Annotated in this window: 18 protein-coding genes and 1 pseudogene; 16 read left to right on the top strand and 3 right to left on the bottom strand. The window is 60.8% G+C overall.

Going from position 1 to position 20549, the window contains the following annotated elements:
- Window positions 1-58 precede the first annotated feature (58 nt).
- The gene (locus ACIQU2_RS22610; protein ID WP_403144075.1) at window positions 59-2506 is read right to left on the bottom strand and encodes an acyl-CoA dehydrogenase; all 2448 of its coding nucleotides are present in this window, start codon (window positions 2504-2506) and stop codon (window positions 59-61) included.
- 249 nt (window positions 2507-2755) lie between these two features.
- Here ACIQU2_RS22610 and ACIQU2_RS22605 point away from each other — a divergent pair, with 249 nt between their 5' ends.
- The 4 genes from ACIQU2_RS22605 to ACIQU2_RS22590 all read left to right on the top strand — a co-directional run bounded on the left by ACIQU2_RS22605 (window position 2756) and on the right by ACIQU2_RS22590 (window position 5924).
- A complete protein-coding gene (locus tag ACIQU2_RS22605) occupies window positions 2756-3415 on the top strand; it encodes a transglutaminase family protein (RefSeq protein ID WP_403144073.1) in 660 nt (219 codons plus the stop codon).
- A 43-nt stretch (window positions 3416-3458) separates the two neighbouring features.
- On the top strand, window positions 3459-4082 hold the full coding sequence (locus ACIQU2_RS22600) for a glutathione S-transferase family protein (RefSeq protein WP_403144071.1): 624 nt from the start codon (window positions 3459-3461) through the stop codon (window positions 4080-4082).
- Window positions 4083-4215: 133 nt separating this feature from the next.
- The gene (locus ACIQU2_RS22595) at window positions 4216-5148 is read left to right on the top strand and encodes an ABC transporter ATP-binding protein (protein WP_347804115.1); all 933 of its coding nucleotides are present in this window, start codon (window positions 4216-4218) and stop codon (window positions 5146-5148) included.
- Window positions 5145-5924 carry an ABC transporter permease gene (locus ACIQU2_RS22590; RefSeq protein ID WP_010461900.1) on the top strand — a complete coding sequence of 260 codons (780 nt, stop codon included), beginning with the start codon at window positions 5145-5147 and terminating at the stop codon, window positions 5922-5924. Before ACIQU2_RS22595 ends, ACIQU2_RS22590 begins: the two co-directional genes overlap by 4 nt.
- A gap of 45 nt (window positions 5925-5969) precedes the next feature.
- Here ACIQU2_RS22590 and ACIQU2_RS22585 read toward each other — a convergent pair whose 3' ends face one another.
- The gene (locus tag ACIQU2_RS22585; protein WP_403144069.1) at window positions 5970-6491 is read right to left on the bottom strand and encodes a DUF2062 domain-containing protein; all 522 of its coding nucleotides are present in this window, start codon (window positions 6489-6491) and stop codon (window positions 5970-5972) included.
- A gap of 135 nt (window positions 6492-6626) precedes the next feature.
- Between ACIQU2_RS22585 and ACIQU2_RS22580 the strand changes: the two genes are divergently transcribed.
- From ACIQU2_RS22580 to ACIQU2_RS22525, 12 genes are all read left to right on the top strand, one after another.
- Complete coding sequence (locus tag ACIQU2_RS22580; RefSeq protein ID WP_403144067.1) at window positions 6627-8849, top strand: DNA internalization-related competence protein ComEC/Rec2; 2223 nt, start codon at window positions 6627-6629, stop codon at window positions 8847-8849.
- A 98-nt stretch (window positions 8850-8947) separates the two neighbouring features.
- Window positions 8948-9583, top strand: a complete 636-nt coding sequence (locus tag ACIQU2_RS22575) for a MotA/TolQ/ExbB proton channel family protein (protein ID WP_283181269.1) — start codon at window positions 8948-8950, stop codon at window positions 9581-9583.
- Window positions 9580-10011, top strand: a complete 432-nt coding sequence (locus tag ACIQU2_RS22570) for a biopolymer transporter ExbD (protein WP_347804118.1) — start codon at window positions 9580-9582, stop codon at window positions 10009-10011. The genes ACIQU2_RS22575 and ACIQU2_RS22570 overlap by 4 nt, the downstream gene beginning before the upstream one ends.
- Window positions 10011-11021, top strand: a complete 1011-nt coding sequence (gene lpxK, locus ACIQU2_RS22565; protein WP_347804119.1) for a tetraacyldisaccharide 4'-kinase — start codon at window positions 10011-10013, stop codon at window positions 11019-11021. The genes ACIQU2_RS22570 and lpxK overlap by 1 nt, the downstream gene beginning before the upstream one ends.
- 25 nt (window positions 11022-11046) lie before the next feature.
- Window positions 11047-11232 carry a Trm112 family protein gene (locus tag ACIQU2_RS22560; protein WP_007945752.1) on the top strand — a complete coding sequence of 62 codons (186 nt, stop codon included), beginning with the start codon at window positions 11047-11049 and terminating at the stop codon, window positions 11230-11232.
- Window positions 11229-11993, top strand: a complete 765-nt coding sequence (gene kdsB, locus ACIQU2_RS22555) for a 3-deoxy-manno-octulosonate cytidylyltransferase (RefSeq protein ID WP_403144064.1) — start codon at window positions 11229-11231, stop codon at window positions 11991-11993. The genes ACIQU2_RS22560 and kdsB overlap by 4 nt, the downstream gene beginning before the upstream one ends.
- Window positions 11993-12457 (top strand): low molecular weight protein-tyrosine-phosphatase, encoded by a 465-nt coding sequence (locus tag ACIQU2_RS22550; RefSeq protein ID WP_403144062.1) that lies wholly within the window; start codon window positions 11993-11995, stop codon window positions 12455-12457. Before kdsB ends, ACIQU2_RS22550 begins: the two co-directional genes overlap by 1 nt.
- On the top strand, window positions 12454-13473 hold the full coding sequence (murB, locus tag ACIQU2_RS22545) for a UDP-N-acetylmuramate dehydrogenase (RefSeq protein ID WP_403144060.1): 1020 nt from the start codon (window positions 12454-12456) through the stop codon (window positions 13471-13473). Before ACIQU2_RS22550 ends, murB begins: the two co-directional genes overlap by 4 nt.
- A 244-nt stretch (window positions 13474-13717) precedes the next feature.
- Complete coding sequence (locus ACIQU2_RS22540; RefSeq protein WP_131062737.1) at window positions 13718-14188, top strand: (2Fe-2S)-binding protein; 471 nt, start codon at window positions 13718-13720, stop codon at window positions 14186-14188.
- Complete coding sequence (locus ACIQU2_RS22535; RefSeq protein WP_403144058.1) at window positions 14185-16506, top strand: molybdopterin cofactor-binding domain-containing protein; 2322 nt, start codon at window positions 14185-14187, stop codon at window positions 16504-16506. The genes ACIQU2_RS22540 and ACIQU2_RS22535 overlap by 4 nt, the downstream gene beginning before the upstream one ends.
- A complete protein-coding gene (locus ACIQU2_RS22530; RefSeq protein WP_347804123.1) occupies window positions 16506-17489 on the top strand; it encodes an XdhC family protein in 984 nt (327 codons plus the stop codon). Before ACIQU2_RS22535 ends, ACIQU2_RS22530 begins: the two co-directional genes overlap by 1 nt.
- Window positions 17486-18076 carry an NTP transferase domain-containing protein gene (locus tag ACIQU2_RS22525; protein WP_403144056.1) on the top strand — a complete coding sequence of 197 codons (591 nt, stop codon included), beginning with the start codon at window positions 17486-17488 and terminating at the stop codon, window positions 18074-18076. Before ACIQU2_RS22530 ends, ACIQU2_RS22525 begins: the two co-directional genes overlap by 4 nt.
- A gap of 161 nt (window positions 18077-18237) precedes the next feature.
- Here the strand turns inward: ACIQU2_RS22525 and ACIQU2_RS22520 are convergent.
- A pseudogene (locus tag ACIQU2_RS22520) lies at window positions 18238-20538 on the bottom strand (ribonuclease E/G); the annotation flags it as partial.
- Between the last annotated feature and the right edge of the window lie 11 nt (window positions 20539-20549).

The raw sequence follows: 20549 nt of genomic DNA, 5'->3' as shown, positions 1-20549 counted from the left end.
CGCGGGAGTATAAAGCTCCTGCGCCCATTTTTACAGGTAGGGCACATGACCTGCTGGATCAGCGGACCTTTCCTTCTGCCTGCGCCACTTCCTCTTTATCGAAATCATCGACATCGATCACCTTGCGCTGCGCCGCTTCGGCGTCACGCAGGGTCTGCGCTTCAACGGGCTGTAACACGCCAGCTTCAAGCGCTGCATCGATGGTGTGTTCCCCGGCGACCGGTTTGACCTGGCCGCTTTTGAGTGCGACATGAAGCTTTTTCCGCAGCGGTTGCGCGGCACTCAGCAGGTTACACGCATGTTGCAGGGCGCCGACCGGGTCATCAGTGGATTGCGGCCGGTAGCAACCGCCGAGCAACTCTTCCAGGGTCGGATCGCCCTTGGCGCGACCGATCACCGCCGCCACTTCCGCGCCGAGATTGTCTGATGGCCCTTTGTGACGACGACCGAACGGGAACACGATCACTCGCAACAGGCAACCCAACACCTTGTTCGGGAAGTTGGTCAGCAGTTCATCCAGCGCTCGTTCCGATTGACCCAGACTTTCTTCCATGGCCCAAGTAAACAGCGGAGCCATGTGCTCCGGTGAATCGAGGTCGTGGTAACGCTTGAGTGCGGCGGAGGCGAGGTACATGTTGCTGAGCACATCCCCCAGACGTGCCGACAGACGTTCGCGTCGTTTCAATTCGCCGCCCAGCAGCATCATGCTCAGGTCGGCGAGCATGGCGAACGCAGCAGCCTGGCGATTGAGGGCGCGGAAGTAACCCTGGCTGAGCCTGTTGCCCGGCATGTGTTCGAAATGGCCGACACCAAGGTTCAGCACCAGGGTGCTGGCGGCGTTGCTTACGGCAAAACCGATGTGCTTGAGCAGCAGACCATCAAATTCAGTGAGGGCCTGATCCTTGTCCTCACGTCCGGCGAGGGCCATTTCCTTGAGCACGAATGGATGGCAGCGAATCGCACCCTGACCGAAGATCATCAAGTTACGCGAGAGGATGTTCGCGCCTTCCACGGTGATGAAAATCGGTGCGCCATTCCAGCTGCGACCGAGGTAGTTGTTCGGCCCCATGATGATTGCCTTGCCGCCATGAACATCCATGGCGTGACTGATGCACTCGCGGCCGCGTTCAGTGAGGTGGTACTTGAGAATCGCCGACAGCACCGACGGCTTCTCGCCCAAATCCACTGCATTGGCCGTGAGCATCCGCGCGGCGTCCATCATCCAGGCGTTGCCGCCGATGCGCGCCATCGCTTCCTGAATACCTTCGAAGGCCGACAGTGGAACATTGAATTGTTCGCGGACCTGAGCGTACTGGCCGGTCACCAGGCTGGTGAACTTGGCGGCACCGGTGCCGACCGCTGGCAACGAAATCGAACGCCCCACCGACAGGCAGTTCATCAGCATCATCCAGCCTTTGCCGATCATTTCCTGGCCGCCGATGAGGAACTCCAACGGTACGAACACATCTTTGCCAGAGTTCGGGCCGTTCATAAATGAAGCGCCCAACGGCAAGTGACGGCGGCCGATTTCGACACCGGCAATATCGGTCGGGATCAACGCCAGACTGATCCCCAGGTCTTCCTCCTCACCCAGCAAGTGATCCGGGTCGTAGGCCTTGAACGCGAGGCCGAGCAGGGTGGCGACAGGACCCAGTGTGATGTAACGCTTCTCCCAGTTCAGACGCAGACCCAAGGTTTCCTTGCCTTCCCATTCACCTTTGCAGATCACCCCGGTGTCGGGCATGGAGCCGGCATCAGAGCCGGCCAGTGGGCCGGTCAGTGCGAAGCACGGGATGTCATCGCCGCGCGCCAGTCGAGGCAGGTAGTGGTTGCGTTGCTCGTCGGTGCCGTAATGCAACAGCAGTTCGGCCGGACCGAGGGAGTTGGGGACCATCACGGTAGAGGCAAGGTCGCCGCTGCGGGTCGCCAGTTTCATCGCCACCTGGGAGTGGGCATAGGCGGAGAAACCTTTGCCGCCAAACTCCTTGGGAATGATCAGGGCGAAGAAGCCGTTTTCCTTGATGTAGGCCCAGGCTTCGGGAGGCAGGTCCATGGTTTGACCGATCTGCCAGTCGCTGACCATGGCGCAGAGTTCTTCAGTCGGGCCGTCAATAAAGGCCTGTTCCTCTTCGCTCAGCTGTACTTTTGGATAGGACAGCAGTTTGTTCCAGTCCGGGCGACCGCTGAACAGTTCACCGTCCCACCACACCGTGCCGGCATCGATCGCATCGCGTTCGGTTTGCGACATCGGCGGCAGGGTTTTCTGGAACCAGCTGAACAGCGGCGCGCTGAAGTATTTGCGGCGCAGGTCGGGCAACAACAAGGGCGCAGCCACGGCCGCGATCAACACCCAGAAAATCAGCAACAGCCAGCCTGGCGCGCGGCTGAAAACACCCATCGCCACCAGGTAGACGGCAACGATACCCAAGGCAGGCAGTGGAGCGATGCGTCGGTGGGCTAAATAAGCAATCCCGACAACCAGAACCAGTATCCACAACAGCAGCATATTTAATCCTCCGTGAAACCAGGGCAAAACCAACGTTCAGAGCTTAGACGGCATCCGAAAAACACGGTGGTCAGAGCGATGTGATTGAATTCGTGGGAAACCATGGATGAGTTTTGTAGGCCCGGTGGGCAACAGGCCGCGGAAATCGTTCGTTGGGTGGGCGGCAAAGCGTCCATGTTTGGCCGAAACGTCGTTATCTCTGTGCTGAACGTGTCGCTAGACTCGAGGCTTCCCCAGGAGATTGTTCTCATGCACGAGTATCTGAGTCCCGGCCGCTTCATCGATAGTGACCACCCGTCGGTGGTGGAGTTCGCCGAAAAACATCGCGGCAGTAGTCGCGATCCGCTCGAACAGGCGGTCAATCTCTATTACGCCGTGCGTGAAGCCGTGCGTTACAACCCTTACACCTTCAGTCGCGACCCGGATACCTTGCGCGGTAGTTATGCGCTGGCAGCGGGGGAGAGTTATTGCGTGCCCAAAGCCACGCTGCTGGCCGGGTGCGCCCGACATTGCGCGATCCCTGCGCGTATCGGCCTGGCGGATGTACGCAATCATTTATCGACGCCGCGGTTGCTCGAGTTGCTCAAGAGCGATGTGTTCGCCATGCACGGCTATACGGAGCTGTATCTCAATGGCCGCTGGGTCAAAGCCACGCCAGCGTTCAACCAAGGCTTGTGCGAACTGTTCAATGTCGCACCACTGGAATTCGACGGAATCAACGACAGCGTTTTCCATCCGTTCAATCGCGACGGCGAGCAATTGATGGAATACCTGATCGACCACGGCCAGTTCACCGACGTGCCTGAAGCGTTCTTTTTCGAGCACCTGGAGAAGTGCTATCCGCATCTGTTCAGCGACACACTGCCCGTGCTGCTGGGTGACATGCAGAGCGATTTGAGTCGCGCCTGATCCGGCGTATGCTGCCTGCGCATTCATCCATAAAGAGGCGGTCATGCTGAAGGTCTGGGGTCGGAAAAACTCGTCGAATGTCAGGAAACCTTTGTGGGCCGCCGAGGAGCTGGGCCTGGCCTATGAAGCCATCGATGCGGGCGGCGCCTTTGGTGTAGTCGATACGCCGGAGTACCGCGCGATGAACCCCAATGGCCGCGTGCCGGTGATTGAAGACGAGGGTTTCGTGCTGTGGGAATCCAACGCCATCGTGCGTTACCTGATGGCTCGCCACGCCAACGGCACGGCCTGGTATCCAGAGGACCTGCGGTCCCGGGCTTCTGCCGACAAGTGGATGGACTGGACCACTTCAAGTTTTGCCGGCCCTTTCCGCACGGTGTTCTGGGGTGTGTTACGTACACCGGAAAGTCAACAGGACTGGCCTGCAATCAACGCCGCGATCAAGGAGTGCGATGGCCTGCTGTCCATGGCCGATCAGGCGCTGGCGACCCAACCGTATCTGTCGGGCGATGAGATCGGCATGGGCGACATTCCTCTGGGCAGTTTCATTTATGCCTGGTTCGAGATGCCGATCGAGCGCGCACCGCAGCCTCATCTGCAAGCCTGGTATGCACGCCTGAAACAGCGTCCGGCGTATCAGAAAGCGGTTATGACCGCGTTGACTTAATACTCACTATCGACACACTTGACTGTACTTGTGTGGCGGCGACAAGCACCATTGCGCTCGTGCGCCGCGGTTGTATTAGTCGCCGCCCGCCCTTATTTGTCCCTTTCATCCCTTCTTGGTGCGTAAATCCGATATGAGTTCCGCTCTGTCAATCCGGCAGCTAACCAAAACCTACGGCAACGGTTTCCAGGCCTTGAGTGGTATCGATCTGGACGTCGCCGAAGGTGACTTTTTCGCCTTGCTCGGCCCCAACGGCGCCGGCAAATCCACGACCATCGGCATCCTCTCGACCCTGGTGAACAAGACCAGCGGGACGGTGAATATCTTCGGTCACGACCTGGACAAAAATCCTGCGCAGCTCAAGCGCTCCATCGGCGTGGTGCCCCAGGAATTCAACTTCAACCAGTTCGAAAAAACCTTCGATATCGTCGTGACCCAGGCCGGTTATTACGGCATCCCGCCGAAAATCGCCAAGGAACGCGCCGAGCAGTACCTGACTCAACTGGGCCTGTGGGACAAGCGCGATACGCCATCGCGTTCACTGTCTGGCGGCATGAAGCGTCGACTGATGATCGCCCGTGCGCTGGTTCATGAACCGCGCTTGCTGATCCTCGACGAACCGACGGCGGGTGTGGACATCGAACTGCGTCGCTCGATGTGGACGTTCCTCACCGAGCTGAACAAGAAAGGCATCACCATCATCCTCACCACCCACTACCTGGAAGAGGCTGAGCAGTTGTGCCGCAACATCGGCATCATCGATCACGGCACCATCGTCGAGAACACCAGCATGAAACAGTTGCTCGGCCAACTGCATGTGGAAACGTTCCTGCTCGACCTCAAAAACACTTTGCAAACCGCGCCGCAGTTGCTCGGTTACCCGACCAAGCTGCTCGACAGCCACACCATCGAAGTTCAGGTCGACAAGGCCATGGGCATCACCGCGCTGTTCACCCAATTGGCGCAGCAGAACATCGAAGTGTTGAGCCTGCGTAACAAAACCAATCGCCTCGAGGAGTTGTTCGTGTCCCTGGTGGAGAAAAATCTGTCGAAGGTGGCGGTATGAGTTCCGAGCTGCAACCCAACCTCGTTGCCCTCAACACCATCGTTTACCGAGAGGTCAAACGCTTTACCCGGATCTGGCCGCAGACGCTGCTGCCGCCGGCCATCACCATGGTTCTGTACTTCGTGATCTTCGGCAATCTGATCGGCCGGCAGATCGGTGACATGGGTGGCTTCACCTACATGGAGTACATCGTGCCGGGGCTGATCATGATGTCGGTGATCACCAACTCCTACGGCAACGTGGTCTCGAGTTTCTTCGGCAGCAAGTTCCAGCGTTCCATCGAAGAATTGATGGTGTCGCCCGTGTCGCCGCATACGATTCTGATCGGCTACACCCTGGGCGGCGTGCTGCGCGGCTTGATGGTAGGGCTCATCGTGACCCTGCTGTCGCTGTTCTTCACCGAGTTGCAGGTGCATCACCTGGGCGTGACCATTCTGGTGGTGGTGCTGACGGCGACGATCTTCTCGCTGCTGGGCTTCATCAACGCCGTGTTTGCGCGCAATTTCGATGACATCTCGATCATCCCGACGTTTGTGCTGACACCGTTGACCTACCTGGGTGGGGTGTTCTACTCGATCTCCTTGCTGCCACCGTTCTGGCAGACCGTGTCCCTGGCCAACCCGGTGCTGCACATGGTCAACGCGTTCCGTTACGGCATTCTTGGCGTTTCGGACATCAGGATCAGCGTGGCGATCACCTTCATGCTGGTGGCGACCGTGGTGTTGTACATCGGTTGCGCACGGCTGCTGGTCAGTGGTCGCGGGATGCGTACCTAATCGCGCACTGCTCAATCAGAAACGGCACCTCAGGGTGCCGTTTTTTTATTCTTGCCTCCGTCTTTTCTGGCGCCGCCGCCACTGCCGCCCGACCCACCAGCGCCAGTACATCATGGTCAGGCAATAGGCGAGCGCGCCGAGCACCAGTCCCGTCACCACCGAGCCGAGTAAAAACGGCTGCCAAAGAGTCGAGAGTTCGCCGCTGATCCATTCCCAGGTCAGCTCGTCCGGCAAATGGCGGGTAGGAACGTCCATCAGCCAGGCGCCGGTCTGGTAAGTGCAGAAGAACACCGCCGGCATGGTGATCGGATTGGTCAGCCAGACCAGGCTGACCGCAATCGGCATGTTGCCGCGCACCATGATGGCGAGAATGGCGGCGAGCAGCATCTGCAGCGGAATCGGCAGGAACGCCGCGAACAGACCAACTGCCATGGCCCGTGCGACGGAATGGCGGTTGAGGTGCCAGAGGTTCGGGTCATGCAGCAGGGTGCCGAGAAAGCGTAAGGACTTGTGTTCCTTGATGCTGATCGGGTCTGGCATGTAACGTTTGAATAAGCGCCGGGGCATAAGGCTTCTCGGTCGGTTAAGGCGGCAAGTATGTCTGGATTCTATGAGCCGCCCATTCAGACTTTGTGACAATTAATAACGATGCCTGTGCGATTAGCCGGCTATGCCTAGGAGGGGACTCTCAAGGACGGGCGTATGCGCACAGGGATGATGGCGCTGGCGTTGGGTCTGTTGATCCTGCGTTTTTTACCGGTATTACCGCCGGTCTGGTTATGGATGTTGCTGCCGGTAATCGGTTTGATGTTGCTGCCGTTTCGCAGCTATCCACTGGCATTTTTGCTGTTCGGCTTCAGTTGGGCAGGCGCGAATGCCCACTGGGCGCTGGATGATCGGCTGCCGATGAGCCTCGATGGCGAAACCCGTTGGGTCGAAGGTCGGGTGACGGGATTGCCCCAGAACAATGAGGCCGTCGTGCGTTTCGAGTTGGCGGACGCCCGGTCGCGACACGGCAAGGTGCCGCAACTGATGCGCCTGGCCTGGTATGACGGGCCGCCGGTCAACAGCGGCGAACATTGGCGACTGGCGGTCAAGTTGAAGCGTCCTGCGGGGCTGCTCAATCCCCATGCCTTCGATTACGACGCCTGGCTGTTGGCTCAACGCATCGGCGCTACCGGGACGGTCAAGGCTGGCGAGCGGCTCAAGGAAGCCCAATGGGCCTGGCGCGACGGCATCCGTCGGCGCTTGCAGTCCGTGGATGCCCAAGGGCGAACGGGAGCGCTGACGGCGTTGGTGCTGGGGGACGGCGCCGGACTGAGTCGCGAAGACTGGCAGGTGCTGCAAGACACCGGCACCGTCCATCTGTTGGTGATTTCCGGACAACACATCGGGTTGTTGGCAGGGCTGGTGTATCTGTTGATCGCCGGGCTGGCCCGTTATGGTCTGTGGCCCAAACGCTTGTCTTGGCTGCCGTGGGCCTGTGGACTCGCGTTCGCGGCCGCTCTCGGTTATGGGCTGCTGGCCGGTTTCGAGGTGCCGGTGCGGCGGGCCTGCGTGATGATCGGTCTGGTGCTGTTGTGGCGCCTGCGATTTCGTCACCTCGGCGCCTGGTGGCCGCTGTTGCTGGCGCTCGACGGTGTTTTACTGCTGGATCCGCTGGCGAGTCTGCAACCGGGTTTCTGGCTGTCGTTCGCGGCGGTGGCGGTGTTGATCTTCACCTTCGGTGGTCGGCTGGGCCCATGGCGTTGGTGGCAAACGTGGACCCGCGCCCAATGGCTGATCGCGATTGGTCTGTGCCCGTTGCTGCTGGTGCTCGGGTTGCCGATCAGTCTCAGCGGGCCGGTGGCCAATTTGCTCGCGGTGCCGTGGATCAGTCTGGTAGTGCTGCCTCCGGCGCTGTTGGGTACGTTGTTTTTACCCGTTCCTTATGTGGGCGAAGGGCTGCTGTGGTTGGCAGGAGGTCTGATCGACCTTTTGTTCAAGGGCCTGGCGCTGATGGCCGGGTACTTGCCCGCGTGGGTGCCGGTGGCCATCCCGTTGTGGATATGGGCACTCGGCACACTCGGTGCCTTTCTACTATTGATGCCTCGAGGTGTGCCGTTTCGCTCGTTGGGTTGGCCGATGCTGCTGTTGCTGGTTTTGCCACCCAGGCAGGTCTTGCCTGAAGGCGTCGCCGAAGTCTGGCAGCTGGATGTCGGCCAGGGTTTGGCAATCCTGGTGCGCACCCGTCATCACGCACTGTTGTATGACACCGGACCACGTTTCGGCGATTTCGACCTGGGCGAGCGGGTGGTGCTGCCGACATTACGCAAACTGGGGGTGGAGGGGCTCGATTTGATGCTGATCAGCCATGCTGACGCCGATCATGCGGGCGGCGCCCGGGCCGTTGCCAATGGCCTGCCGGTGAAACGGGTGGTCAGTGGCGATCCCCTGGCGTTGCCGGCCGAGTTGCAGGCGCAGGGCTGCGAGAGCGGCAAGCAATGGGTCTGGGATGATGTGAGGTTCCAGCTCTGGCAGTGGTCTTCGGCCAGCGACAGCAATCAAAAATCCTGCGTCCTGCAGATAGAAGCCAACGGTGAGCGTCTGTTATTGACCGGTGATATAGACGCCGCAGCCGAGCGGGCACTGCTCGACAGTCCACTGGCCGTCACCACCGATTGGTTGCAGGCGCCGCACCACGGCAGTCGCAGTTCGTCATCGATGGCGTTGCTTGCCGCGTTGCAGCCCCAAGCGGTGTTGATCTCCCGCGGCCAGGGGAATTCATTCGGTCATCCCCATCCCACGATCATGGCGCGCTATCGAAAGCGCGGCATGTCGATCCATGACAGCGCCGAACAGGGTGCCATCCGTCTGCAACTGGGACGCTTCAAGCCGCCATGGACGATGCGTCAAGAACGGCGTTTCTGGCGCTCTGCGCAGTAACCCGGAGTGATTAAAGCCCGACCGGATGCGACATCACGGTCTTCGGTGCGCTCACCCCCTATGTTAGAGTGGCGCACTTTTTCGAGGGGACTGTCACTGTGTGGGAATTGGTCAAATCCGGCGGATGGATGATGATACCGATCATTCTGAGTTCCATCGCGGCAATGGCGATCGTCGCCGAACGTCTCTGGACCCTGCGAGCCAGCCGTGTGACCCCGGAGCATTTGCTCGGGCAGGTCTGGGTCTGGATCAAGGACAAACAACTCAATAAAGACAAACTCAAGGAACTGCGCGCCAACTCGCCGTTGGGTGAGATCCTGGCTGCCGGCCTGGCCAACTCCAGGCATGGTCGCGAGATCATGAAAGAGTGCATAGAAGAAGCCGCCGCGCGAGTGGTTCACGAGCTCGAACGCTACATCAATGCGCTGGGCACCATCGCCGCCATGGCCCCGTTGCTGGGTCTGTTGGGGACGGTGTTGGGCATGATTGATATCTTCAGCGCATTCATGGGTTCGGGCATGACCACCAACGCTGCCGTGTTGGCCGGTGGTATCTCCAAGGCGCTGATAACCACAGCCGCAGGCCTGATGGTCGGCATCCCGGCGGTATTCTTCCACCGGTTCCTGCAACGCCGGATCGATGAACTGGTGGTGGGCATGGAGCAGGAAGCGATCAAGCTCGTCGAGGTGGTGCAGGGCGACCGTGATGTTGACCTGAATGGGAGCAAAGCGTGAAATTCCGCCGCAAGCAACGGGAGAATGTGGACATCAACCTCGCGTCGCTGATCGACGTGGTGTTTATCCTGCTGCTGTTTTTCGTTGTGACCACCACCTTTACCCGTGAAACCCAGTTGCGCGTCGATCTGCCGGAAGCGGTCAGCGGTTCGCCTGCCGAAGACCAGCAGGTCAAACACCTGGACGTTGCCATCAGTGCCGAAGGCGTGTTTTCGGTGAACAACCAAGTGTTGCCGAAAAACGATTTGGCCACCCTGATGGACGCGCTGCAGAAAGAGTCCAGTGGCGATACCAACCTGCCGCTGTCCATCAGCGCTGATGGCAAGACTCAGCATCAGGCCGTCATTACCGCCATGGACGCCGCCGGTAAACTCGGTTTCAGTCACTTGCGCATGACCACTGTCGAGGCGGCGCCGACCGCGCCCTGATGGCCATGTCCGACCGCTTGCTCGCCGCGTGGTACCAAGGTCATCCGGCCCTGAAGCTGTTGCAGCCGCTGGAGTGGCTGTATCGGCGCGTGGTCAATAACAAGCGCAAGCGTTTTCTGGCGGGTGAAGGCGAGATCTATCAACCGCCGGTGCCGTTGATCGTAGTCGGTAACATCACCGTCGGCGGCACCGGCAAGACGCCGCTGATTCTCTGGATGATCCAGCACTGCCAGCGCAGCGGTTTGCGGGTCGGGGTGGTCAGTCGGGGTTATGGCGCCAAGCCGCCGCAATTGCCGTGGCGGGTTGAGGCGGATCAAAGCGCCGATACCGCGGGCGACGAACCGCTGTTGATCGTCCAGCGTACCGGCGTTCCGTTGATGATCGACCCCGACCGCAGCCGTGCCGTCAAAGCGCTGCTGGCGAGTGAGCCACTGGACCTGATCCTGTCCGACGACGGCATGCAGCATTACCGTCTGGCCCGGGACCTTGAACTGGTGCTGATCGACGCCGCCCGTGGCTTGGGCAACCAGCGTTGCCTGCCCGCCGGCCCGTTGCGCGAACCGGTTGAGCGTCTGCAAAGCGTCGACGCGGTGCTGTACAACGGTGCCGATGCCGATCGCGATGGCGGTTTTGCCTTCCAGCTTCAACCCACCGAACTGGTCAATCTGCACAGCGGCGAGCGGCGTCCCCTCGACCACTTTCCCGCTGGCCAGTCGGTGCACGCCGTGGCCGGGATCGGCAATCCGCAGCGTTTCTTCACAACCCTCGAAACGCTACACTGGCAGCCAGTCCCGCATGCGTTTGCCGATCACGCCGAATACAGCGTGCAGGCCTTGAATTTCACACCGTCATTGCCGTTGGTGATGACCGAAAAGGACGCGGTGAAGTGCCGTGCCTTCGCCGCCGCCGATTGGTGGTACCTGGCGGTCGATGCTGCGCCATCGCCGGCCTTCGTGGCCTGGTTCGATACGCAGCTGATGCGCCTGTTGCCGGCTCGTCTTTTGCCTTAAATCCGTTTTTATCCAGGGAATGCTCATGGACACCAAATTGCTCGATATCCTCGCTTGCCCGGTCTGCAAAGGCCCGCTCAAGCTCAGTGCCGACAAAACCGAGCTGATCAGCAAGGGCGCAGGTCTCGCTTACCCGATTCGCGACGGCATCCCGGTGATGCTCGAAACCGAAGCCCGCACCCTGACCACCGACGAGCGTCTGGATAAATGACCACAGCCTTTACCGTTGTCATTCCATCGCGTTACGCCTCCACCCGCTTGCCGGGCAAACCGCTGCTGCTGATCGCCGGCAAGCCGATGATCCAGCACGTTTGGGAACAGGCGAGCAAAAGCAGCGCCCAACGCGTGGTGGTTGCCACTGACGATGCGCGCATCGTCGAGGCCTGCAACGGGTTTGGCGCTGAAGTGGTGCTGACCCGCGAAGATCACAATTCCGGCACCGACCGTTTGGCAGAAGTCGCCGCGAAACTGGGCCTTGCGCCCGATGCCATTGTGGTCAACGTCCAGGGTGACGAACCGTTGATCCCGCCGAGTGTGATCGATCAGGTTGCCGCCAACCTGGCCGCCCACACCGAAGCGCGCATGGCCACGTTGGCCGAGCCGATCGAAGACGTGGAAACCCTGTTCAACCCCAACGTGGTCAAGGTTGTCAGCGACCTTAATGGCCTGGCGCTGACCTTCAGTCGTGCCACGTTGCCGTGGGCCCGTGACGCGTTCGCCCAAAGCCGCGAGCAATTGCCGGAAGGCGTGCCCTATCGCCGCCACATCGGCATCTATGCCTACCGCGCCGGTTTCCTGCATGACTTCGTCAGCTGGGGCCCGTGCTGGCTGGAAAATACCGAATCCCTGGAACAGCTGCGTGCCCTGTGGCACGGCGTGCGGATTCACGTCGCCGATGCACTGATCGCACCGCCCACCGGCGTCGATACCGTCGAAGACCTTGAGCGCGTTCGTCGCCTGCTGGAGGCCTGATGCGGGTTTTGTTTGTCTGCCTGGGCAACATCTGCCGTTCACCCACGGCCGAAGGCGTGCTGCGGCATAAACTGCGCGAAGCGGGGTTGGCCGATCAAATCGAAGTCGCCTCCGCTGGCACCGGTGACTGGCACGTCGGCAAGGCCCCGGACAAGCGCAGCCAGGCGGCGGCCAAGCTGCGCGGTTATGACCTGTCCGCCCAGCGCGGCCAGCAAGTGTCTCGCGCCGATTTCGCCACCTACGACCTGATTCTGGCGATGGACAACAGTAACCTGCGCAACCTCAAGGCCTTGCAACCGGCCAAGGGCAAAGCCGAGCTGGACCTGTTCCTGCGTCGTTACCAGTCGGAAATCGATGAAGTGCCGGATCCGTACTACGACGGCGACCAAGGCTTTGAGCAGGTGCTGGACCTGATCGAGCGCGCCAGTGATTTGCTGGTGATCGAATTGAAGGGGCGGTTATGAGTTTGCAGGTGCACGCCCAGGTTTCGCTCAAGCCGTTCAACAGCTTTGGTGTCGACGTTCAGGCCCGGCTATTTGCCGAGGCCCATAACGATGCCGACGTGCGTGAAGCCCTGGCCTATGCGGTGGAACATGACGTGCCGCTGCTGGTGATTGGCGGTGGCAGCAATCTGCTGCTGACGGCCGATATCCAGTCGCTGGTGCTGCGCATGGCCACGCGCGGGATTCGCATCCTGAGCGATGACGGCAGCAAGGTCGTGATCGAAGCCGAGGCCGGCGAACCTTGGCATCCGTTCGTGCAGCAAACTCTGGCGCAGGGTTTGTCGGGCCTGGAAAACCTCAGTCTGATCCCTGGCACCGTGGGCGCGGCACCGATGCAGAACATCGGTGCTTATGGCGTGGAGATCAAAGACGTGTTCGCCGGCCTGACGGCTCTGGATCGCCAGACCGGAAACCTGCGGGACTTCACCCTGGAAGAATGCAACTTCGCCTACCGCGACAGCCTGTTCAAACAGGAACCGGGGCGTTGGTTGATCCTGCGGGTTCGTTTCATCCTGGACCGCGCCGCGCACCTGCATCTGGAGTACGGCCCGGTGCGTCAGCGCCTGACCGAGCAAGGTATCGATCATCCGACCGCCACCGATGTCAGCCAGGCGATTTGCAGTATCCGCAACGAAAAGCTTCCAGACCCGGCAGTGCTGGGCAATGCCGGCAGCTTCTTCAAGAATCCTTTGGTGCCAGCGGCGCTTGTCGCGCAACTCAAAGGTGAATACCCGGATCTGGTGGCCTACACGCAACCCGACGGGCAGATGAAACTGGCGGCGGGCTGGCTGATCGAGCGGGCCGGCTGGAAAGGTTTCCGTGACGCCGATGCCGGCGTGCATAAATTGCAGGCGTTGGTGCTGGTCAACTACGGCAACGCAACTGGCCTGCAATTGCTGAACCTGGCGCAACGTATCCAGAAAGACATTTCAGAACGTTTCCATGTCGACCTGGAAATGGAGCCCAATCGGTATTGAGGCTACGCTTTCAAGACTGATCTCAAAGCCCTGCACACGTTTAACGGTGCAGGGCTTTTTTGTTAATGCTGGGTTAACTTAGCCACCTAACGATGCAAGCGTTTGCTCCATCAAAGGCCCGATGCAGACGCTACCGTCCGCACAAGAGAGCCTCATTAGCCTGAGCCGATCTGCGTGATGCCAACCGCCAACCCCTGGCGGCAGATTGCTCGACCCCATAACCAGTAACTATGCGGGCGTGCCCATGATTACCCTGAAGCTCAATGGTCAAGACCATCAACTCGATGTCACCGAGGACATGCCGCTGCTCTGGGCGATCCGCGACGTGGCCGGTTACAACGGCACCAAATTCGGCTGCGGCATGGGCCTGTGCGGCGCCTGCACCATTCATATCGAAGGCGCTCCGGCACGCAGTTGCATCACGCCGATCGGTTCGGTGGTTGGCCAGAACGTCACCACCATCGATAACTTGCACGTTGACCCGGTCGGGCAAGTCGTCCAGCAAGCCTGGCTCGACACCGCCGTTGCCCAGTGTGGTTTCTGTCAGGGCGGGCAGATCATGTCGGCGACAGCGCTGCTCAAGACCAACCCGAACCCCAGCGACGAACAGATCGAAGAGGCGATGGTCGGCAATATTTGCCGCTGCGGCACTTACAATCGTATCAAGACCGCCATCCGCCAGGCATCCACTCACCTGAAGGAGGCCAAGGCATGAGCCAGTTACCGAATGATTTCGCGCTGAGCAACCTCAGTCGTCGCGGTTTCCTCAAAGGCGTTGGCGCCACCAGTGCGCTGGTACTGGTGGCGAGCTGGGGCTGGCAAGAGGCTTTCGCTGCCGAGAAAGAGAAGAAATTCGGCGCCGATGGCATGCCCAACGGCTGGATCGACGATCCCAAGGTGTACGTCAGCATCGCCGCTGACGGCACGGTGACCGTGGTCTGCAACCGTTCGGAAATGGGCCAGGGTGTGCGCACCAGCCTGACGATGGTGGTGGCCGATGAACTGGACGCCGACTGGGCGATGATGAAGGTGCAACAGGCACCGGGCGACGAAGTACGTTTCGGCAACCAGGACACCGATGGCTCGCGCAGCATGCGCCACTGGTACGAGCCGATGCGTCGCTGCGGTGCTGCCGCGCGGACCATGCTTGAACAAGCCGCTGCCGAACAATGGAAAGTGCCGGTCAGCGAATGCCGCGCGCAACTGCATAAAGTCATTCACCAACCGACCGGTCGTGAGCTGGGTTACGGCGCCTTGGCCGCCGCTGCTGGTGCGTTGGCAGTGCCGGCGCGCGACAGCCTGCGGCTCAAGCAGCCGTCGGAATTCCGCTACATCGGCAAGGAAGGCACCAAGGCTATCGACGGTGCCGACATCGTCAATGGCCGCGCCATTTACGGTGCAGACGTACATTTCGACGGCATGCTCTACGCCACCATTGCACGCCCTGCGGTGTACGGCGGCAAGGTTAAGTCCGTCGACTCCAGCGCCGCGATGAAAGTCCCGGGCGTGATCAAGGTCATTCAGATCGAAAATCGTCCACTGCCGCTGGAGTTTCAACCGCTGGGCGGCGTGGCCGTGGTCGCCAGTAATACCTGGGCGGCGATCAAGGGCCGCGAAGCGCTGAAAATCGAGTGGGACGATGGCCCCAACGCCAGTTACGACTCGATCGCCTACCGCAAGGAAATTGAGGCAGCATCCCTCAAACCCGGCAAAGTGGTGCGCAATACCGGCAACATCGACGAAGCCATGGGCAGTGCCAACAGCACGCTCGAAGCATCCTATTACCTGCCGCACCTGACGCAAGCGCCCATGGAACCGATGGTCGCCATCGCCCGCTTCAAGGACGGTGTGTGCGAAGCCTGGGCGCCAAGCCAGGCACCCCAAGTCACTCGCGAACGCATTGGCGAACGCCTCGGCATTCCGTTCGATAACGTCACCTTCAACGTCACCTTGCTGGGCGGCGGTTTCGGGCGTAAATCCAAACCGGACTTCATCATCGAAGCGGCCATCCTCGCCAAGGAATTCCCCGGTAAGGCAGTACGGGTGCAATGGACCCGTGAAGACGACATCCACTGCTCCTATTTCCACACGGTGTCGGCCGAGTACCTGAAAGCCAGCCTGAACAACGACGGCCTGCCGTCCGGCTGGTTGCACCGCACCGTGGCGCCGAGCATCACTGCGCTGTTTGCGCCGGGCATGAACCACGAGGCGGCCTTCGAACTGGGCATGGGTTTCACCAACATGGCTTACGCGATCCCCAACGTGCGCCTGGAAAACCCGGAAGCGACGGTCCATTCCCGCGTCGGCTGGTATCGCTCGGTGTCGAACATTCCTCATGGTTTTGCGATTCAGAGCTTTGTCGATGAACTTGCGCACAAAGCCGGCCAGGATCCTCTTAAGTACCAGATCAAATTGCTCGGCCCGGACCGGCAGATCGATCCGCGCACCTTGAGTGAAGAGTGGAATTACGGCGAATCCCCCGAGCGTTATCCGATTGACACCGCGCGTCTGCGCACGGTGCTGGAAACCGCTGCGAAAGCCGCCGGTTGGGGCCGTGAGTTACCCAAGGGCCGAGGCCTGGGGTTGGCGGTGCATTACAGTTTCGTGACCTATGTGGCGGCGGTGATTGAGGTTGAAGTCAAAGACGACGGCACGTTGATCGTGCACAAGGCCGATATCGCCGTGGATTGCGGTCCGCAGATCAACCCCGAGCGCATTCGTGCGCAGTTCGAAGGCGCCTGTGTCATGGGCCTGGGCAACGCGGTGCTGGGGGAAATCAGCTTCAAGGACGGCAAGGTCCAGCAGGACAACTTCCACATGTACGAAGTGGCGCGCATGTCCCTGGCGCCGAAGGAAGTCGCGGTTCATCTGGTCAAACCACCGGGTGATGTGCCATTAGGCGGTGTCGGTGAACCGGGCGTACCACCGATCGCACCTGCGCTGTGCAACGCAATCTTTGCCGCCACCGGCAGGCGCATCCGCAACTTGCCGGTTCGCTATCAGCTGCAAGGTTGGCAGAAGGCGCAGGCCTGATGGACAGCGTCGATCTGAATGTCCTGCGCAGCGTGCTCGAATGGCGCCGCGCCGGTCAGCGGGTGGTGTTGTACAGCGTGGTCCAGACCTGGGGCACCGCGCCGCGGGCACCTGGCGCCATGCTGGCCTTGCGTGAAGATGGGGTGGTGATTGGCTCGGTGTCCGGTGGTTGTGTCGAAGACGATTTGATTGCCCGGCTGCACGACGGTCGTATTCCAGCCGATGGGCCGCCGGTGCAATTGATCACTTACGGCGTCACCCGTGAGGAGGCGGCACGCTTCGGTTTGCCGTGCGGCGGCACCTTGCGCCTGACTGAGGAACGGGTCGGCGATCCGGCTTGGGTCGCCGAGTTGCTGGCGCGCTGCGAGGCGCATGAAATCGTGGCTCGCTCACTCTGTGTCGAGACGGGTGAAGTCATGCTGCAACCGGCTGACAAGACTGATGTGCTGACGTTCGATGGCAAGACGTTGCGGGCCATTTACGGTCCGCGTTGGCGGCTGTTGCTGATCGGTGCGGGGCAGTTGTCCCGTTATGTCGCCGAGATGGCGCGGCTGCTGGATTTCGAAGTGCTGATCTGCGATCCGCGCACCGAGTTCGTTTACGGCTGGGAAGAGCAGCACGGGCGATTTGTCTCGGGCATGCCCGATGAAGCGGTGCTCAGCATCCAGACTGACGAGCGTACGGCCATCGTCGCGCTGACCCACGATCCTCGACTCGATGACATGGCTCTGCTCACGGCGCTCGACTCCAGGGCGTTTTATGTCGGTGCGCTGGGCTCCCGGGTTAACAGCTTGAAGCGCCGGGACAACCTCGCTCAGCTAGGCTTGTCACAAGAGGCTATCTCTCGGCTGCACGGCCCGATCGGTTTGCACATTGGCAGCCACACACCGGCGGAAATCGCCTTGTCGCTGCTGGCCGAAATCGTGGCGATCAAAAACGGCGTCGAACTGAAGCAGAAGAAGCTGTTGCAGGAGGTGGTATGAGTGAGCCCATCGGCGTCATCGTGCTGGCAGCGGGGCAGGGCAGTCGGTTTCGACAGGAGGCCGGTGCCGAGAGGGACAAGCTGGTGGCGGATTGTACGGGGCGCGAGGGTGCTGTTCATTCGATGATCGAGCAAGTGCTGGTGAATTTGCCGGCTTCCCTTGAGAAGCGCGTCCTGGTGACCACTGTGGATCGACCGCAAGTGATCCGCATGGCCAAGGCCTATGGCTGCGAGATTGTGCTGATCGAATCGACCGGCATGGGCGATAGCATCGCGGCCGGGGTGGCGGCGTGTCCGCAGCTCGGTGGCTGGCTGATTGTGCTGGGGGATATGCCGTTCATCCTTCCAGCGAGTATTGAACGTGTGGTGGCGGGGATTACTGATGACGCCGTCAGTGTTCCGGTGCATCGGGGGGAGTTTGGGCACCCGGTGGGATTTGGGCGCAGTTTTGGTCCGGCGTTGATGGCGTTGTCCGGTGATCGAGGGGCCAAGGCGTTGTTTGCGCAGGCGAGGGTGGTCGAGGTGGCGGTGGACGATTCCGGAGTGTTGTGGGATGTGGATGTTCCAGAGAAATTAGTGTTTGCGTGATCCCCAAAAGATCGCAGCCTTCGGCAGCTCCGACAGAGATTGAGTTCACCCTGTAGGAGCTGCCGAAGGTTCGGGCCGCGTTCGGACGATCTTTTGATTTTTTGGACATAAAAAAAGCCCCGCCTGGATCACCAGGCGGGGCTTTTTAGTGGCCGATGGAATCAGACGAGAGGTTTAGGCTCGTGTTCTTTTTCCAGGGCTTGCTCGTGTTGCTCTACCGCTTCCTGAACGGAGCGCGGTGCTTCTTCGATCACCGATGCAGCCGGTTCAGCTGGAGCAGGAACTGCTTCGACTTCTTCAGCAACAACCGGTGCAGGCTCTGCAGCCACAACCGCTTCAACCGGAGCAGCAGTGGCAGCCAGTTCGGCTTCTTTCTGCAGATGCTCGGCTTCACGCTTGCGACGACGCACTTCACGTGGGTCGTTCGGCGCACGGCCACTTGGCGTCAGGGCGCTGACAGGGGCGGCTTCGATTTCCGGCGCAGCCACTTCGGCAACAACCGGTGCTTCAACCACTGGAGCAGGTTCGGCAGCAGCAACCACTGGCTCGGACACCTTGGCCTCGGCTTCTGGCGCTTCGGCGGCGGCTGGCTCGGCAACCCAGTTGAACGCGGTTTGCTCTTCGCGAACTTCACGGACAGCTTCAGTCACTGTTTCGCTGGCTGTTTCGACAACCGGTTCAGCGGCAACCACTGGTTCAGCGGCAGCTTCAACGACAGGCTGTACTTCACGAACCGGGGCGACTTCGATTTCCGGAGCGGCGGTGGCTTCGACCGGAGTCGTTGCTTCAACCACTGGCGCTTCCACTGGAGCAGTTTCCAGGGTGGCGGCAGTCGCGCGTTCGGCTTGCTCGTTAGCCTGTGCTTCGGCTGGAGCGCTGATCACGGTGCTGGCAACGGCTGCGGTAACAGCCAGGCCGGCGGCAAGATCGGCAGCGCTTGGCGCTTCGTTGGTTTCGGCAGCTTCGTTACCTTCGGCGGACTCGGATTCTTCCGAACCTTCGATCACATTACCGTTGGCATCGCGCTGACGCTCACGACGGTTGCTGCGACGACGCTGGCCACGGGAGCGGCGGCGTGGACGATCGCCTTCGGCGCCTTCCTGACCGTCTTCCTGCAGTTGCTCTTCGTTGGTAACCAGCTCTTCTTCGGCAACGGCGGCAGCCGCTTGCTCGGCACGTGGCTGACGTTCTTCACGCGGTGGGCGTGGAGCACGTTCTTCGCGTGGCTGACGGGCTGGACGCTCTTCAGCGGTAGCAGCGGCGGCCGGAGCGGCATCCAGAGGCTCACGCAATTCACGAACCGGGCGTTCTTCACGATCGCCACGTGGCTTGCGATCTTCGCGAGGAGCGCGCGGTGCACGTTCTTCACGAGGAGCGCGTGGTGCGCGCTCTTCACGTGGAGCGCGTTCTTCGCGGGCGACTGCTGGCGTTTCTTCGCGGGCTTCGCGTGGTTCACGTGGTGCGCGTTCTTCACGCGGTGCACGTTCCTCTCGAGGCTTGCGTTCTTCATCGCGGCGACCGTTACGGTTGCGGCTCTGCTGACGACCGTTGCGACGCTCTTCGTTACGGGCCGGACGCTCGGCGGCCGGTTTTTCAACCACAACCGGAGCAGCAGGCTCTTCCTTGGTCGCGAACAGGCTGACCAGCGATTTCACCAGGCCTTTGAACAGGCTTGGCTCAGGCGCGGCGGCCGGTGCGGCAACAGGTGCGGCAGCGACGACTTCGGTCGGAACCGGAGCGTTGGCGCGGGCCGGAGCCGTCTTGACCGCGGCTTCCTGGCGAACCAGGGTGCGGGTCGCAGCGGCTGGCTGGACTTCTTCCACTTCGGCAGCGGCAGCAGCGATTTCGTAGCTGGACTGGCCGACCGCGGCTTCCGGGCTGTCATCGCGCAGACGCTGAACTTCGAAGTGCGGCGTTTCGAGGTGATCGTTCGGCAGAATGACGATGCGGGCACGGGTGCGCAGTTCGATCTTGGTGATCGAGTTGCGTTTTTCGTTGAGCAGGAACGCGGCGACCGGGATCGGCACTTGTGCGCGAACTTCGGCAGTGCGGTCTTTCAGGGCTTCTTCTTCGATCAGGCGCAGAATGGCCAGCGACAGCGATTCAACGTCACGGATGATGCCGGTGCCGTTGCAACGCGGGCAAACGATGCCGCTGCTTTCGCCCAGCGATGGACGCAGGCGCTGACGGGACATTTCCAGCAGGCCGAAGCGCGAGATGCGACCGACTTGCACGCGAGCGCGGTCGGCTACCAGGCATTCGCGGACTTTCTCGTCCACGGCGCGCTGGTTCTTGGCAGGGGTCATGTCGATGAAGTCGATGACGATCAGGCCGCCTATGTCGCGCAAGCGCAACTGACGGGCGATTTCTTCGGCGGCTTCAAGGTTGGTCTGCAGAGCGGTTTATTCGTTTTCGCTGCCTTTGGTGGCGCGCGCAGAGTTTATGTAGATTGACACCAGGGCTTAGGTCGGAT

Source organism: Pseudomonas sp. NPDC098740 (genome assembly GCF_044760065.1).
GTDB classification, from domain to species: domain Bacteria; phylum Pseudomonadota; class Gammaproteobacteria; order Pseudomonadales; family Pseudomonadaceae; genus Aquipseudomonas; species Aquipseudomonas rossensis.
Note: the sequence above shows the minus strand (reverse complement) of the source record. Positions and strands in the feature narration are given on the sequence as shown.

Coding starts and splice junctions, on each gene's coding strand:
- ACIQU2_RS22610 (WP_403144075.1), bottom strand. CDS start 2,506: ATGCTGCTGTTGTGGATACTGGTTCTGGTTGTCGGGATTGCTTATTTA.
- ACIQU2_RS22605 (WP_403144073.1), top strand. CDS start 2,756: ATGCACGAGTATCTGAGTCCCGGCCGCTTCATCGATAGTGACCACCCG.
- ACIQU2_RS22600 (WP_403144071.1), top strand. CDS start 3,459: ATGCTGAAGGTCTGGGGTCGGAAAAACTCGTCGAATGTCAGGAAACCT.
- ACIQU2_RS22595 (WP_347804115.1), top strand. CDS start 4,216: ATGAGTTCCGCTCTGTCAATCCGGCAGCTAACCAAAACCTACGGCAAC.
- ACIQU2_RS22590 (WP_010461900.1), top strand. CDS start 5,145: ATGAGTTCCGAGCTGCAACCCAACCTCGTTGCCCTCAACACCATCGTT.
- ACIQU2_RS22585 (WP_403144069.1), bottom strand. CDS start 6,491: ATGCCCCGGCGCTTATTCAAACGTTACATGCCAGACCCGATCAGCATC.
- ACIQU2_RS22580 (WP_403144067.1), top strand. CDS start 6,627: ATGCGCACAGGGATGATGGCGCTGGCGTTGGGTCTGTTGATCCTGCGT.
- lpxK (WP_347804119.1), top strand. CDS start 10,011: ATGGCCATGTCCGACCGCTTGCTCGCCGCGTGGTACCAAGGTCATCCG.
- ACIQU2_RS22560 (WP_007945752.1), top strand. CDS start 11,047: ATGGACACCAAATTGCTCGATATCCTCGCTTGCCCGGTCTGCAAAGGC.
- kdsB (WP_403144064.1), top strand. CDS start 11,229: ATGACCACAGCCTTTACCGTTGTCATTCCATCGCGTTACGCCTCCACC.
- ACIQU2_RS22550 (WP_403144062.1), top strand. CDS start 11,993: ATGCGGGTTTTGTTTGTCTGCCTGGGCAACATCTGCCGTTCACCCACG.
- murB (WP_403144060.1), top strand. CDS start 12,454: ATGAGTTTGCAGGTGCACGCCCAGGTTTCGCTCAAGCCGTTCAACAGC.
- ACIQU2_RS22540 (WP_131062737.1), top strand. CDS start 13,718: ATGATTACCCTGAAGCTCAATGGTCAAGACCATCAACTCGATGTCACC.
- ACIQU2_RS22535 (WP_403144058.1), top strand. CDS start 14,185: ATGAGCCAGTTACCGAATGATTTCGCGCTGAGCAACCTCAGTCGTCGC.
- ACIQU2_RS22530 (WP_347804123.1), top strand. CDS start 16,506: ATGGACAGCGTCGATCTGAATGTCCTGCGCAGCGTGCTCGAATGGCGC.
- ACIQU2_RS22525 (WP_403144056.1), top strand. CDS start 17,486: ATGAGTGAGCCCATCGGCGTCATCGTGCTGGCAGCGGGGCAGGGCAGT.